15 protein-coding genes and 1 tRNA gene are annotated in these 12,879 nt (G+C 55.2%); 6 read left to right on the top strand and 10 right to left on the bottom strand.

The window, feature by feature from the left end:
• Positions 1 to 181 precede the first annotated feature (181 nt).
• From VH413_06450 to VH413_06430, 5 genes are read right to left on the bottom strand one after another with little or no spacing between them, the layout of a single operon-like run.
• Positions 182 to 1,213, bottom strand: coding sequence for an alcohol dehydrogenase catalytic domain-containing protein (locus VH413_06450; GenBank protein HEX3798326.1), 1,032 nt, complete (start codon positions 1,211 to 1,213; stop codon positions 182 to 184).
• Between the two features lie 42 nt (positions 1,214 to 1,255).
• The gene (gene tsaB / locus VH413_06445; protein HEX3798325.1) at positions 1,256 to 1,915 is read right to left on the bottom strand and encodes a tRNA (adenosine(37)-N6)-threonylcarbamoyltransferase complex dimerization subunit type 1 TsaB; all 660 of its coding nucleotides are present in this window, start codon (positions 1,913 to 1,915) and stop codon (positions 1,256 to 1,258) included.
• Positions 1,896 to 2,351 (bottom strand): tRNA (adenosine(37)-N6)-threonylcarbamoyltransferase complex ATPase subunit type 1 TsaE, encoded by a 456-nt coding sequence (gene tsaE, locus VH413_06440; protein HEX3798324.1) that lies wholly within the window; start codon positions 2,349 to 2,351, stop codon positions 1,896 to 1,898. Before tsaE ends, tsaB begins: the two co-directional genes overlap by 20 nt.
• The gene (gene thiL / locus VH413_06435; protein HEX3798323.1) at positions 2,329 to 3,261 is read right to left on the bottom strand and encodes a thiamine-phosphate kinase; all 933 of its coding nucleotides are present in this window, start codon (positions 3,259 to 3,261) and stop codon (positions 2,329 to 2,331) included. Before thiL ends, tsaE begins: the two co-directional genes overlap by 23 nt.
• A complete protein-coding gene (locus VH413_06430) occupies positions 3,258 to 4,028 on the bottom strand; it encodes a CPBP family intramembrane glutamic endopeptidase (GenBank protein ID HEX3798322.1) in 771 nt (256 codons plus the stop codon). The genes thiL and VH413_06430 overlap by 4 nt, the downstream gene beginning before the upstream one ends.
• Before the next feature lie 900 nt (positions 4,029 to 4,928).
• On the opposite strand from VH413_06430, the gene VH413_06425 reads away from it, so the two are divergent.
• The 6 genes from VH413_06425 to VH413_06400 all read left to right on the top strand — a co-directional run bounded on the left by VH413_06425 (position 4,929) and on the right by VH413_06400 (position 8,975).
• Positions 4,929 to 5,204: a hypothetical protein gene (locus VH413_06425; GenBank protein HEX3798321.1), complete on the top strand. Its 276-nt coding sequence runs from the start codon at positions 4,929 to 4,931 to the stop codon at positions 5,202 to 5,204.
• Entirely contained in the window at positions 5,201 to 5,599 is a 399-nt protein-coding gene (locus VH413_06420) for a PIN domain-containing protein (protein ID HEX3798320.1), read from the top strand. Before VH413_06425 ends, VH413_06420 begins: the two co-directional genes overlap by 4 nt.
• A 375-nt stretch (positions 5,600 to 5,974) precedes the next feature.
• Positions 5,975 to 6,106, top strand: a complete 132-nt coding sequence (locus tag VH413_06415; protein ID HEX3798319.1) for a S26 family signal peptidase — start codon at positions 5,975 to 5,977, stop codon at positions 6,104 to 6,106.
• A 213-nt stretch (positions 6,107 to 6,319) separates the two neighbouring features.
• Positions 6,320 to 7,042, top strand: coding sequence for a glycosyltransferase (locus tag VH413_06410; protein HEX3798318.1), 723 nt, complete (start codon positions 6,320 to 6,322; stop codon positions 7,040 to 7,042).
• Positions 7,043 to 7,511: 469 nt separating this feature from the next.
• Positions 7,512 to 8,027: a hypothetical protein gene (locus tag VH413_06405; GenBank protein ID HEX3798317.1), complete on the top strand. Its 516-nt coding sequence runs from the start codon at positions 7,512 to 7,514 to the stop codon at positions 8,025 to 8,027.
• A 177-nt stretch (positions 8,028 to 8,204) separates the two neighbouring features.
• Entirely contained in the window at positions 8,205 to 8,975 is a 771-nt protein-coding gene (locus VH413_06400) for a nucleotide excision repair endonuclease (GenBank protein HEX3798316.1), read from the top strand.
• Here VH413_06400 and VH413_06395 read toward each other — a convergent pair.
• The 5 genes from VH413_06395 to VH413_06375 form a co-directional block, all read right to left on the bottom strand.
• The gene (locus VH413_06395) at positions 8,915 to 10,192 is read right to left on the bottom strand and encodes a tetratricopeptide repeat protein (protein HEX3798315.1); all 1,278 of its coding nucleotides are present in this window, start codon (positions 10,190 to 10,192) and stop codon (positions 8,915 to 8,917) included. The two genes, VH413_06400 and VH413_06395, sit on opposite strands and share 61 nt — an antisense overlap.
• Before the next feature lie 86 nt (positions 10,193 to 10,278).
• Positions 10,279 to 10,782: a hypothetical protein gene (locus VH413_06390; GenBank protein ID HEX3798314.1), complete on the bottom strand. Its 504-nt coding sequence runs from the start codon at positions 10,780 to 10,782 to the stop codon at positions 10,279 to 10,281.
• Between the two features lie 77 nt (positions 10,783 to 10,859).
• A tRNA-Thr gene (locus VH413_06385) sits at positions 10,860 to 10,934 on the bottom strand.
• Between the two features lie 89 nt (positions 10,935 to 11,023).
• Positions 11,024 to 11,428 carry a type II toxin-antitoxin system death-on-curing family toxin gene (locus tag VH413_06380; GenBank protein HEX3798313.1) on the bottom strand — a complete coding sequence of 135 codons (405 nt, stop codon included), beginning with the start codon at positions 11,426 to 11,428 and terminating at the stop codon, positions 11,024 to 11,026.
• Positions 11,425 to 11,652, bottom strand: coding sequence for an AbrB family transcriptional regulator (locus tag VH413_06375; protein ID HEX3798312.1), 228 nt, complete (start codon positions 11,650 to 11,652; stop codon positions 11,425 to 11,427). The genes VH413_06380 and VH413_06375 overlap by 4 nt, the downstream gene beginning before the upstream one ends.
• Between the last annotated feature and the right edge of the window lie 1,227 nt (positions 11,653 to 12,879).

Here is a 12,879-nt window from a genome sequence, read left to right as displayed (position 1 = left end):
TTTTATTGGCAAACTATCTGAATAAAACCCCGCCGCCACAGCGCACACGAAGTGCGTCGTGGTTAAAGCAAGAGCGGCGCGATTCTGATTTAAGGGGAGAAAATTGGCTAGAAAAAATATGAGGACAGAAAAGATAAAGCCGACCCGCATCTTCAAACAGCACGCCGGCAATCGCGCGCTTTTACTCCCGCACGCGCACGAGCGTCTTGACCACGCGATTTCCCGCCGTCATGGATTTGAAAAGCTCCGGCAACTCCGACAGCGGGCACTCGCCATCCACAAAATTCTTCGCGCGAATGACTCCGCTCTCCACCAGTTCCAGAGCGCGCCGGATCGTCCGCGGCGTATGATGAAAACTCGCGAGCAATGCCAGGTTCGAATAATGGATCAATCCCGTGTCCAGCGAAACCGCCGAGCCCGACGGGCAGCCGCCAAAGAAATTCACCTTGCCGCCCTTGCGCACCAGCCGCGTCGCCGCCTCCCACACTTCCGTTTTGCCCACGGCTTCGATGACCACATCGAACGGCGGATTCGGCTCGCCCTGGATCGCCCGCATCAAATTCGAGTGGCCCGCCAGGTCAATCACCTTCTCCGCGCCCAGATCATGCGCCGTCTTCAACCGCGCATCGCCGCGTCCCACCGCCGTCACCGAGCAACCCAAATGCTTCGCCAGCGCCACGAACATCAAGCCAATCGGTCCCGCGCCGATCACCAATACATTTTGTCCCGCGCGCAGTTGCAAATCCGCCACGCCCTGCACCACGCACGCCAGCGGTTCGACGAGCGCCGCATCGAGAAATTCCGTTTCCGGTTTCAGCCGCAAAAGATTTTTCTCCACCAGCCGCGCCGGGATAACGATGGATTCCGCGTAAGCGCCATTGAGAAATAATAAATCGTCGCAAAGATTTTCCTGCTGGTTGTGGCAATAAAAACATTTGCCGCACGGCGCGGAATTCGCCACGACCACGCGCTCGCCAACTTTCCATTCGCCCGCCTGCGGCGTCACTTCGCTGATGATGCCCGCGAGTTCATGCCCGAAGACCGCCGGCGGCACGATCATCCGTGCGTGATAACCCCGCTTGTAAACTTTCAGATCCGTGCCGCACGTCAACGCCGCTTCGACCGCGACGCGCACCTCTCCCGGCAATAGCGCCTTGGGCGCAATCTGCTCAATTTTGATTCGCTCCTGCCCATATAAAACTGCCGCGCGCATGCCCCTTTATGCCATCAAATCCCGCCACCGCCAATGGAATGTTTATCCCTTCTCTCCCGGCAACACCCTCAACGGCGGCGCCTTCACAAAATTCGTCTCGCGCAAATAAATCGGCTCCAACTTTTCCCCGCTCACAAAATTATTTCTCCCCTCCGCCAACTCCCCCAACACCCTCGCCTCCGGAAATAAAATCTTCCCCCCGCCAAACCATCGCGTCACCTCCGGTCCCACGATTATTTCTCCCACATTCGCGCGCAACCCCACCTCATCCGCGCGCACCAGCCTCAATTCCCCCACCTCTCTATACCCCGATCCCCCCACCTCATACCTCGCCAGATAAAATTCATTCCGTTGCGCGTCAATCACCACATTCACCACGCCGAACCACCCCGCCGCTTGCGCCCCCGCCGCCAGGCACTCCACACTCGCGATTCCCACCAGCTTCACCCCCGCCGCCAGTTGCCACCCCTGCGCCAGCGCCAGCGCGCTCCGTATCCCCGTGTAAGACCCCGGCCCAATTCCCACCGCGATTCCCTCGATCTCCTCCCGCTCCAATTTCGCCTCCCCCAACGCCCGCTCGATCAACCCAAACGCATGCGTCGCCCGCGTCGCGATTTCGCTCGCCGACGCCACCACCCGGCCATCCACCGCGATCGCCACGCTCCGTTGCTCCGACGAAAATTCAACCGCCAAAATCTTCATAAATAATCCGCCGCTCCGTCTCGCTCACCACCTCAATCCGCACCCGGCGAAAAATAATTCCCCGCTTCACATTTTTTATCTCCGCCGACGCATCGTCCCCCAGCCAGCGTTCCGCCCACTCGATCAGCGACACCCCCGCCGGATGAAAATATTCCTCCAGACCCGCCGCGAAAATCTGTTCCGCCGTCTCCAGCCGATACAAATCCACATGAAAAAACGGCAGCCGCCCACCCTCATAATGATTCACCAGCGCGAACGTCGGCGATTGAATCCGCCCCGTCACGCCCAGCCCGCGCGCCACGCCCTTCGCCAGTTGCGTCTTGCCCGCGCCCAGGTCGCCGCTCACCGCGATCACCAGCCCGCTTCCGGCCGCGCGACCCCACGACTCGCCCAGCGATTGCGTCTCCTCCGCGCTATGCGAAATGTTCGTAGCCATGCGCCGTAAAAGGTCGAACCCCATTGTGCTGGCGAATCCTCAACCCTTCCTCCGCCGTGATCTTCCCAATGCAACTCAATTTCACCTCTGGAAACTGCGTCTTCCACGCATCCAGCAGCGGAACCGCATCCCGGCTCGCCACCGTGAACAACAACTCAAAATCTTCCCCGTCCGTCAACGCCGCCAGCAACGGCGGTTTCGCGGACGACTCCGCCTTCGACGCCAATTTCGCGCTGCGCCGCACCGGAATCGCCGTGCCCAAAAGTTCCGCGCCCACGCGCCCCGCGTTAAGCAAATGCCGCAAATCCCCCGCCAGCCCGTCGCTCACATCAATCATCGCATGCACCGAAAAATGTTCCGCCAGCCAGCGCGCCTCCGCCAATCGCGGCAAAAAATCCAAATGATGCCCCGTGATCGAACCGCCCAATTCCCCCGTCACAAAAATCGCATCCCCCGCCCGCGCGCCCGTTCGCAACACACACTTCCCCCGCCCCGCCGTGCCGATCAGCGCCACCGATAGCAACACCCGCTCCGGGTTCAACACCGTCTCACCCCCCGCAATCGCCACGCCATTCTCAAGCGCCAGCGCATTCAGACCCGCATAAATTTTCTCCACCCGCTCCGCGTCGAAATCGCGCGGCAACCCCAGCGTCACCACCGCCGCCGTCGGCACGCCCGCCATCGCCGCGATATCGCTCAAGCAGCGCGCCAGCGCCTTGCGCCCGATCTTTTCCGGCGGCGTCTCCGCGGTGAAATGCACCCCCTCCACCACCGCATCCGTCTTGAACAGCAGCACCCGATCCGCCATCCCCACGTCCAGCACCGCGCAATCATCCCCCGCGCCTACCACCAGCGATTCATTGCCCGGCAGCGATTTTATCAACCGTCCGATAAGTTCAAATTCCTTCATGAAAAATGATGAAAATGCCGGTCAAAAAAATCCTGAATCGAATCCCCCTGCGACAAAAGAATCACATTCAACGTATTGAAAACCGAATGCGCCGCAATGGACGCCAATAAATTCCGCGTCTTATCATAAAGCCACGACAGCAACAAACTCAGGATAAACAGCGGCACAAAAATCGCCAGGCTCTTATGAATCGCCGCGAACGCCAGCGCCGTCCCCCACAACGCCACCCGCGGATACCCAATCTGCTTGAGCCCGCGATACAACACCCCGCGAAAAAAAACCTCCTCCGCCACCGGCGCAATCACCGTCGCGAACACAATCAAATAAATGCGACTGCCAAGCGAAACCGTTTTAGAAAACTCCTCCACCGCCGCCTGCGGCGGCGATTCGATGTGCATCAAACTCAGCACCTTCGTCATCACATCCAGCAACACCATCCCCACCGGCAAAAACAAAAGAGCCGCCACCACCCCCAGCAACAACGCATACAATTTATGCGGCGAATTAAACCCAAACGTCTCCGACCACGACCACTCATTGATCCAAAGATAAAACCCCGTCCCAAACAAAATAGACCCATGCAACGCCAAAGAAGAAAACACCAAAAACGGCAGCGTCCCCTCATCAAAAGTCCCCTTGCTTGCGAAATGCTGCACCACCCCCTGCCAGATCGTCACAAAAAAAATACAGACAAAGATACACGCAATCAGCCAGAGCATCCCCATCGCCGTCCAATTTTTTTCCGACAACATGGGAAGCAGTTTCAAGATTCACCCCCCAACATTCAAGCCGAATGGCAAACCCCCGCTTATCACTAGCCGTTCAACCCATTCCGCATCAACTTTTCAGTTCCCAAATGCCCTCGCCAAAATTCAAACAATCGCCCAACCAATATTTCACACCACACCACCAAGCGGCGCAAAGCGCCGCCCCAAACCCTTTAACTTGGTAGGGCTGCGCTGCCGCGCAGCCGTCCCAACTCCTGCGCCCGAACAAAAGAAAAACTAAACCCCTCCACCACCGTCCCCACCAACCAACCGCCCAAAAAATGGGAGGGAGAGCGTACCCGCGAGCCCCAATTTCCTCACACCCCACGAAAAAAAATACCGTCCAAGATGACTCAAAAAACCCGCCACGCCAGACGCATACCATCCCGCAACCCGGAGGGTTGCCGGACCTTAGCCCGGGATAACATCCCCGGAAAACGCCCCAACAAAATAATCCGTCCCGGCAGGGACGGCGGAAGAACGCCTTGGAACGACCGATATCTATCTCTCGCACCGTCCTACCCTCTAATCTGGTAAGTCGGAATCACCGCTCCACCGTCCCCTCCGGCAACATCAACGATGTTGTGCCTACAAAGCCCAGGTTGGTTCAAACCAACTGGTAAAAACCAAAAAACCCAATCTGCAACTTCAAAGAAGTTGCCCATTCAATCTCCGTCCCAATTCCCGCCCGGAACCCAAGCCGCATCCCAAGGGCCATCGGCCCGACACGTTTATAACCCCAACCCCCCTATAAAAACCTATGCGCGAGCGCGACTCACCCCCGTGAGTCGTATCTTCGATATACCTCCTATTCCGCGCCAATTTAGATCATTTGCGAGCGCGAACCCTTGGGTAATGAGTTCTTGGCGAAGCTCCATTATTGGAGTAGGTTTTGCTCGCATGAAAACATTGACCGTGGAAGAAGCGACTCCGAGCTTGGACCGGTTGGTGGAACTGGCGCTAGCCGGTGAACAAATCCAAATCCGCAAGGGAAATGGAATAGTGGAGTTGCGACCCGCGCAGCCATTCCAGTCCGTCGCGGAGGAAAAGTTAACCCCACGCGAAGCCCTGAGATGTTTGCAGGAGGAAGCCCGCTTGTCACCGCAGCAAGCGGAACGATATTTGGACGAGGTGCGCGAGGAACGGCTGGCGGCTGAAAATCAGCCCCGGACATGATTCACCTCGACACGAATTATCTTATCGGTTTGTTGGTTAAGGGGTCGCCGCAGGCGCGGGATGTGGACCGCTGGCTGACCGCCGGTCAAACGATAGCCGCGAGTGCCATCACGTGGACGGAATTTCTGAACGGCCCAGTCACGCCGCTCGAAGTCAGCCGTGCCGAAGCAGTCTTGCAATCGCAAATTACCCCGTTCGGCCAACCGGAAGCGGTTTTCGCCGCCGGTTTATTTAACCAGACTGGACGCCGCCGCGGATCGCGATTCGACTGTCTGATTGCAGCAACGGCGATCCTCGCGCAAGCGGAAGTGGCCACAGTCAACCAATCGGATTTCAAGGTCTTTGTGCCGCACGGATTGAAATTGGCTCCCTCTCCATCCTCGACCGCTTCTTAGCTGCCTCCGACGAATTGAGTCTCGGTATCCTCACCTGCCGCAGACCATCGCCGCAGGATAGTGCTGCCGCTCCGCCGTCTCCTCCGGCAACATAAACGATGTTGTGCCTACAAAGCCCAGGGTTGGTTCAAACCTACCCTGGGAAAAACCAAAAAAAACAATCTGCAACTTCAACGAAGTTGCCCATCCAACCTCCCTCGCAAGTCCCGCCAGGGACGCCCGACCTTAGCCCAGCAATTTATTGCTGGGTCGAAATCCCCCTTCAAACCAAGTCCCGACCGGGACGAAAGAATCAATCACTTGGAATAAACCCCTTAATACTCGCCCAACGCTTCCTTTCCTTTAAGTAAACTCCCACTGGCGGACGCGGGCGGCGTGACATTTCCATACACCGTTCCGGCGAAACAATATTTTGTCATCGGCGATAATTGGGCAAATTCGTTGGATAGCCGCCAGTATGGTGCGGTGCCCCTGACAAATGTCTGGGGAAAAGTGCTCAACAAATGAAATTGAAGGAAGAAGACTAAACTGATTGTGCTCTCACATTCTTCTACGCAGACTCAATTCCTCACGGTGAAAGAACTGAAAAAATCTTCCACAATTTCTGAAGCTTTTCCTGAGCTTTGAAGTCTATTCAGTGGATTGCATTGAATTTGATTCGATGAACAAAGAGCGAACCAACATTTTCCAAATTCTGCGAGTTGAGCCCCCTTGACTGACATGATCTCGTTCATTGTACCAGCCCATAACGAAGAATTGTGGCTCGGCAAGTGCCTGGGCAGCCTCCGCATGACCATGGCGAAACTCGCCCAGCCGTACGAAGTGATCGTGGTAGATGACGCCTCCACCGATGCGACTCCCCGGATAGCGCAGCAACTGGGCGCCCGCACTATTCGCGTCGAGTATCGCAAAATCTCCGCCGTGCGCAATGCCGGCGCCCGCGCGGCGTGTGGTGAAATCTTTTTCTTCGTGGATGCGGACACGCAGGTAAATGAACGCGCTGTCAGCACCGCTCTTGCCGCGCTCCGGTCTGGCGCCGTCGGTGGCGGATGCGCTCCCGAACTCGACAGCCGGTCGCCCCTGTGGGGACGCGCCATCACTTTCTTTGCCGTCGTGGTTGGCCGGCTTATCCGATTGGTGGGAGGTTGTTTCCTCTTTTGCACGCGGGAGGCGTACGACGCGACCGGCGGATTTTCCGAGCGCTTGTATGCGGGTGAAGACATCGCGTTCGTGCAGGCCCTCAAGAAAATCGGGCGCTTTGTTGTGCCGAAGCCCAGGGTCGTCACTTCGGGGAGAAAGCTCGCGGTGGTGGGTCCCTGGGAAGTGATCGCGTTGCTGCTGGCGATTGCGTTTCGCGGTCCGCACTATGAAAATGAGATGGTAAAAGATATTCTGTATGGCCGGCGCGCCCAGGATTGCAAGAAACCAGACAACGCAACCTGACCATGCGCAGTTGCGAATGGCTCAATCCATCATTAACAGCTTGGATATTTTTTAATATGCAACAGCCAGTCGTATATTATTATCAAGCCGCAAAGAATACCTGCTTATGGTCCGGAAATGGCACTTCCTCATGCCGCTGACGGTTCGCTGCTTCCAAGTGCGGAAAGGCCTATGACGTTGTCCTCACCAGCGAACAGTTGCACGAGTTTCCTTGTTCAGATTGCGGGAAGGTCGAGGTTTATCATCTGAGTGCAATGAAAGAAAAGGTCGAGAAGATTATTCGAAAGCGGACAAGAGGTCGGTGATCAGTCCCAGCGCATCCAACGGAACTCAAATCCTCCGCAAAAAATCGCTTACGGGATACAAATGCTGAAGAATGCACAACTATGTTTGACGGGAATTCGCCTTGTTTCACATTTGCAATCATCTTGCCATCCGGCTGACGGTCGTAGAAATTGAATGGCATCACATGAGTGCGCACAGCCATGGTTCGGGACCGCGCTCCAATAGCTATTCGGAAAATCGGTTTACCAACTGGTCCGAGTATGAGCCTTGGTGGCTTGAAATCCAGGCAGTTTTCAAGCGTTTTGATGGAAAGATTGCCAAACGTCCGGCGTTTCCAAAGATTATTGAATTCCCGGCTTTGGAAGGTTTTATTAGACCGTGCTCGGCGGGCGAGGTGGAAGCCCAATTAACCAACTGTTCGCCCGAATTCCTGAAAGGTCTCCGCGCAATCTTCATTTTATCGGGCACTCAGAAGCAATTAAAGAGTTGGGGAAGCGCGACGACTTTTTACGGCCATTATTGGAACCGCTGTGTCTTTCTTCACGCCTGCCCATTTGGACGAGCTGAACTCACCTCGCTACGACGATTTTATCTGCGCAATGTTTTAATGCACGAAATTGGGCATCATTTAGATACCCAGAACCTGACGCGTAAAGATCGAGAGAGATTCGCCGAACAATTCGCGAACACACACGGATGAACGGCAACGCGAGGCGAGCCCAAGCGAGCATCTCCCCACCCCATCCATAAACCCATAGCTAAAGAATCCACCACCGCGCCCCCACCACCATCCCCACTGAAAACTGAAAACTTGAAACTGAAAACTTCCCCATTCAGCATTGGCATCCCTCCCGCCAGACGTTTTAATAACCCCGTCATGTCGCAAGCCTTACTCTTCCCCGACCCGCGCCCGCTCGTCGAACGCCTCGGCCGCGACTTTTTCCGCCACCTCCCCGACCGCCCCGGCGTCTATCTCATGCGCGACGCCCTCGACACCGTCCTCTACGTCGGCAAAGCCAAAAACCTGCGCAAACGCCTGGGCAGCTACCGCGTCGCCAATCCCGACCGCCTCGCCCGCCGCCATTTGCGCTTACTCCGCGCCGTCGAACGCATCGAACTCCAGGAATGTCCCGACGAAATCTCCGCCCTCGCCCGCGAAGCCGAACTGCTGCGCTCCCTCAAACCCAAATTCAACCGCGCCGGAACCTGGCCCGCCAAACCCCGCTTCCTAAACTGGCGCACCATCCATGAAAAATTCGAATTAAGCGTCACCGAATCGCCCGTCGAACCATGGCAAAACTTCGGCCCCACCGGCGCCAGCGCCATCGTCCTGCGCGGCGTGCTCGTGCGGCTCATCTGGTTCGCCGTCCATCCGCATTTGGGCTTCGTCGGCATGCCCGCCGGCTGGGCTCAAGGAAATTTTGGAAACTCCACCGCGATTGATTGCCGCGAAGAACTCCCAACCATCGCCGCCCACACCACCCAACTTTTCACCGGCCAAAGCCATCCCTTCTGCGATTGGACCCGAGAAAAAACCACCAACCGCCTGCACCCCTTTGAAAAAAACGTCGTCGAAACCGACCTCGATTACCTGCGCGAATTCTTCGACCGCATCGCTTCCGCAAGATTATTCTCCGCCAGGGAATAATCCGGCTTCAACCGAATCGCCTCCTGATATTCAGCAATCGCCTCGTCGAGCCGCCCCTGCGCCTGCAACAAGGAACCCAGATTATTATGCGCCTCGGCATAATCCGGTTTTAACAAAATCGCTTGCCGATACTCCTTGATCGCCTCGTCCGCGCGCCCGTTTTGCAAAAAAGCCTTGGCCAGATCATAGCAAATAAACCCATTGCCCGGTTGCAACCGCATCGCCGCCTGATATTCAACAATCGCCTCATCCGCGCGCCCGTCTTTGAGAAACGCATTGCCCAAATTTTTCAACGCCGCCGCGTCCTTCGGATTCAGGCGAAGCGCATTTTGATATTCCGCGATGGCCTCGTCGAACTGGCCTTTTTTATAAAGCGCATTACCCAAATTATAATGCGCCGGCTCATCATCCGCCCGCAAGCGAAACGCCTCCGCGTAATGCGCCATCGCCTCATCAATTTGTCCGCGGCTTTCCAAAACCGCCCCTAGATTATTATGCGCCACATAATTATTTTCCGTCACCGCGAGCGCGCGTTGAAAAAGTGTTTCGCTGTCCCGCCAATAACCAAGTTGCCGTCGGGTCGAGACCACGCACAAAATAATCACCACCCCGCCCAACACGCCCAACGGAACCACCGCGAACCTCCACCGCCGCGCCAATTCCACCGCGCCCCCAACCACGATAATTAAAATCCCCAGCGACGGAATGTAAGTATAACGATCCGCCATCGCTTGATCTCCCACCTGCACCAGCCCAATCACCGGAACCAGCGTGCCAAGAAACCATAACCACCCCATTATCAAAAATGGATACGCCCGCCTTTTCCCCAAAGCGATTCCCGAAATCGCGATGATCAAAAGCGCCACCAAAACAATTTCCCCCACCGGCCACGAACCCGGATAAGGATAAAACACCGACAATTTTTCCGGCCAAAATAATTTGCCGAGATAACGGGCATAAGAAACCAAACCGTTTTCGAAACGCGCCAGCATGGAAAGCTTCTCCACCGATGCCATCGCCCCCGCAAAATGTTGCACCGCAAAAGTGACGCCACTCGCCATCGCCGCCAGCCCAAAGAACGGAATTTTTTCGTGCAGCAAAAACTTTACTGACCGCGATTGAAATCGGTTCATCGGCCAATAATCCAAAAGCAACATCACCAACGGCCACGTCACCAGCATCGCCTTGCTCATCAACCCCAGCGCCAAAAAAATCACCGCCAGCCCATAATCACGCTTCGGCGAAATAGAAATTACCTCCGCAGACAACGCGTCTCGCTTCCGCGCATAACGAACATAAAAGATCAGCGAACCAACCCCCAGAACCCGCTCAACACATCCTTGCGTTCCGATATCCACGCCACCGATTCGATGCGCAACGGATGAATCGCAAACAGCAATGCGATAAACCAGCTCGGCCACGCCGCCCCCGTCAATTCGAGAAACAAAACAAAAACCAGCGCCGCATTCAGCGCGTGAATAAACACATTCTCCGCATGCGCCATCCCCGCATTCGCGCCAAAAAGCTGGCAGTCCAGCGCATGAGACAACACCGTTACCGGCTGCCAATTCGAAGCCACCGCATGCGTGAACGCCCACTCGATATTCCGCACCGATATCCCCGCCTGAACCTGCGGATTCGCCGTCACATAAAGATCATCATCAAAATTGATAAACCCGAACCTCGCCGCCGGAAAATAAACCCCCATCACCATCAACATCAAAGCCAGCGCAAGCCCAATGGAAAAATTTCGCGAAGGAAGAATTAGCCTCGAGTCACCACCCAAACGTAACGAAGCAAAAGCCATACAAGCCCTGAACGGTCAATTCAACCCGCGCGGCAGCGCAAGAGACCAGCCAGACATTCGGAACCACCGCCAAAACATGGAGCCAATGGCCGGGATTGAACCGGCGACCGACGGTTTACGAAACCGTTGCTCTACCACTGAGCTACATTGGCAACTAATCGGCCCACGAATATAGCGCATCAACGGAAAATTGAAAGCGGATTTTATCGGCACACACGCAAGAAACGCGCGGTTTGTTTGCTCACTTGCCAAGGCTGAGTAATTTTCGCAGTCGTCTTGTTGTCTGCTCCCTGTCAATCCGGCTGGCGGCAACCTCCAAAGTCAATTTTTCCCATGCCTCAATATCAAGCACCTCTTCCGGCAACAATTCATTCTCGCTCAAAAAAACCAGACAAGTTGCCAGTGCGGTCCTCTTGTTGCCATCCACAAAAGGATGATTACGACAAAGATAAAAAAGGTATGCCGCTGCGATTTCGACCGGCTTGGTGAATATCGGTTCGCCCATCATTGTGGCTTGTGGCGCCGCCACCGCCGACGCCAATAGCGCTTCATCACGCAAACCCCCGGAGCCGCCGTGCGCCGCCAGCACTTCCACGTGAATCGCCTTTACCGCCCCGATTGTAAGGTGCGCAAGTGGGCGCTTCACGACAAACGCCGGAAAAGCTCGGAATTTTTCTTGATCAATCGCTTCGCCGTCGAAGCCGCTTTTTCCGGCGTCACCACCGGGCGCAGAGGTGTCAAAATAATCGAACCGCTTTCATGAACGGTGATGGTGACCTGGTCGCCCACTTTGAGGCGCGCCAGATCCATCAGCGGATTATCGAGCATCAACCCCTGGGAATTTCCGATTTTTGTGATCGTTTTGGTCACGCTGTCAAACTAAGTTTTACTTAAACCCATGTCAAGGGCAACCATTCCAATCATTGGAAACAACTCCCACAAAATCAGTTTTTCAAAGAACCTCACACACGGGAGGAAATTCATTCCCCTCCACTTGAATAGACTCCGAAGCCCAGGAAAAGTTTCAAAAAACCTGAAAGAAAATCTCAGCGAGGAATTGAGTCCACTTGGGAGGACTTGAGCGGAGAGCTTTTATCGTTACGTACGTCAATGCCGGTCAGCCAAATTATCCGGGCAGCTACGCCGCTGATACAGACCGAAACCGCAATGAACCCGGCCCAGAGAATCCACAATCCCGCAAGGCTCCACCCAGCTTTTATTTCATCCGGCTCACTCATGGAACGAGGGACGACGTGAGCGACCGATTCGGGATGGTGAACCCAATCTCCAACAAACCAGAAGTCAAGAGTTCCGCCATCAGTGCAATAGTAAACTTTACCATTTACAAATGCGTCCCAGCCCCACGTGCAAAAAAATATCATCAGCATTAGCATTACGCTGAACACCACAACACTGGCCAATAATCTGGAGATGTTGTGTCCGGAGAAGGATTTCATAGCGCCTGTACCTGCCTAGCAGAGTAAGTTCCATCCAGCGATAAAACAAAGCGATTTCCCACCGACAAGTTCAAGCAGCTTTTCGACCATTGTATCCCTCATTTGTATCCCTCTTTTGTATCCCGTAGCCGATTTTTTGCGGGTATTTGAGTTCAATCGAATGCACTCGCGAAGTTTTTAAAACGCTATTTCGCCCTTTATTCATCAAATCAAATTCAATCAAGTGCGGTTGAAGGAAATTGAGTGAAAAACTCCGTTCTGAGATACGAAACCGTTGCTCTACCACTGAGCTACATTGGCATGTCGCTCGTTTATATTATTCGCGCCCGAATAACCCCGCCACCGCCGTCAGCCGGCTAGGAGTTAAATCGAAGCGGTTGAACCCTCCCGCTCAGGACCAGTTCCGGGCGATGGCCGAGCACATCGAAACATCCGGCGCAGGACAGGCCCACGACTGCGCGAACTTGTTCCGCTTTCTGGCGTTCTCTGGAGGGTGTGGATATTCCAACGGTTTCACGCTGGCTTGGCCATCAGGACGGCGGCGCACTCTGCATGAAAACCTATGGACACTTACGAGACGAACACAGCCATGCACAGGCGCTTAAAGTTGCGTTCTGAATCTATAAAAGCGAAGACGTGT

This window comes from Verrucomicrobiia bacterium (genome assembly GCA_036268055.1).
Lineage (GTDB): Bacteria > Verrucomicrobiota > Verrucomicrobiia > Limisphaerales > Pedosphaeraceae > DATAUW01.
Note: the sequence above shows the minus strand (reverse complement) of the source record. Positions and strands in the feature narration are given on the sequence as shown.

What these genes read in the sequence shown, in the direction of transcription:
- VH413_06390 (HEX3798314.1), bottom strand. Translation starts at nt 10,782, where the DNA reads ATGGCTTTTGCTTCGTTACGTTTGGGTGGTGACTCGAGGCTAATTCTT.
- VH413_06420 (HEX3798320.1), top strand. Translation starts at nt 5,201, where the DNA reads ATGATTCACCTCGACACGAATTATCTTATCGGTTTGTTGGTTAAGGGG.
- VH413_06410 (HEX3798318.1), top strand. Translation starts at nt 6,320, where the DNA reads ATGATCTCGTTCATTGTACCAGCCCATAACGAAGAATTGTGGCTCGGC.
- VH413_06405 (HEX3798317.1), top strand. Translation starts at nt 7,512, where the DNA reads ATGAGTGCGCACAGCCATGGTTCGGGACCGCGCTCCAATAGCTATTCG.
- VH413_06450 (HEX3798326.1), bottom strand. Translation starts at nt 1,213, where the DNA reads ATGCGCGCGGCAGTTTTATATGGGCAGGAGCGAATCAAAATTGAGCAG.
- thiL (HEX3798323.1), bottom strand. Translation starts at nt 3,261, where the DNA reads ATGAAGGAATTTGAACTTATCGGACGGTTGATAAAATCGCTGCCGGGC.
- tsaE (HEX3798324.1), bottom strand. Translation starts at nt 2,351, where the DNA reads ATGGCTACGAACATTTCGCATAGCGCGGAGGAGACGCAATCGCTGGGC.
- VH413_06400 (HEX3798316.1), top strand. Translation starts at nt 8,205, where the DNA reads ATGTCGCAAGCCTTACTCTTCCCCGACCCGCGCCCGCTCGTCGAACGC.
- tsaB (HEX3798325.1), bottom strand. Translation starts at nt 1,915, where the DNA reads ATGAAGATTTTGGCGGTTGAATTTTCGTCGGAGCAACGGAGCGTGGCG.
- VH413_06425 (HEX3798321.1), top strand. Translation starts at nt 4,929, where the DNA reads ATGAAAACATTGACCGTGGAAGAAGCGACTCCGAGCTTGGACCGGTTG.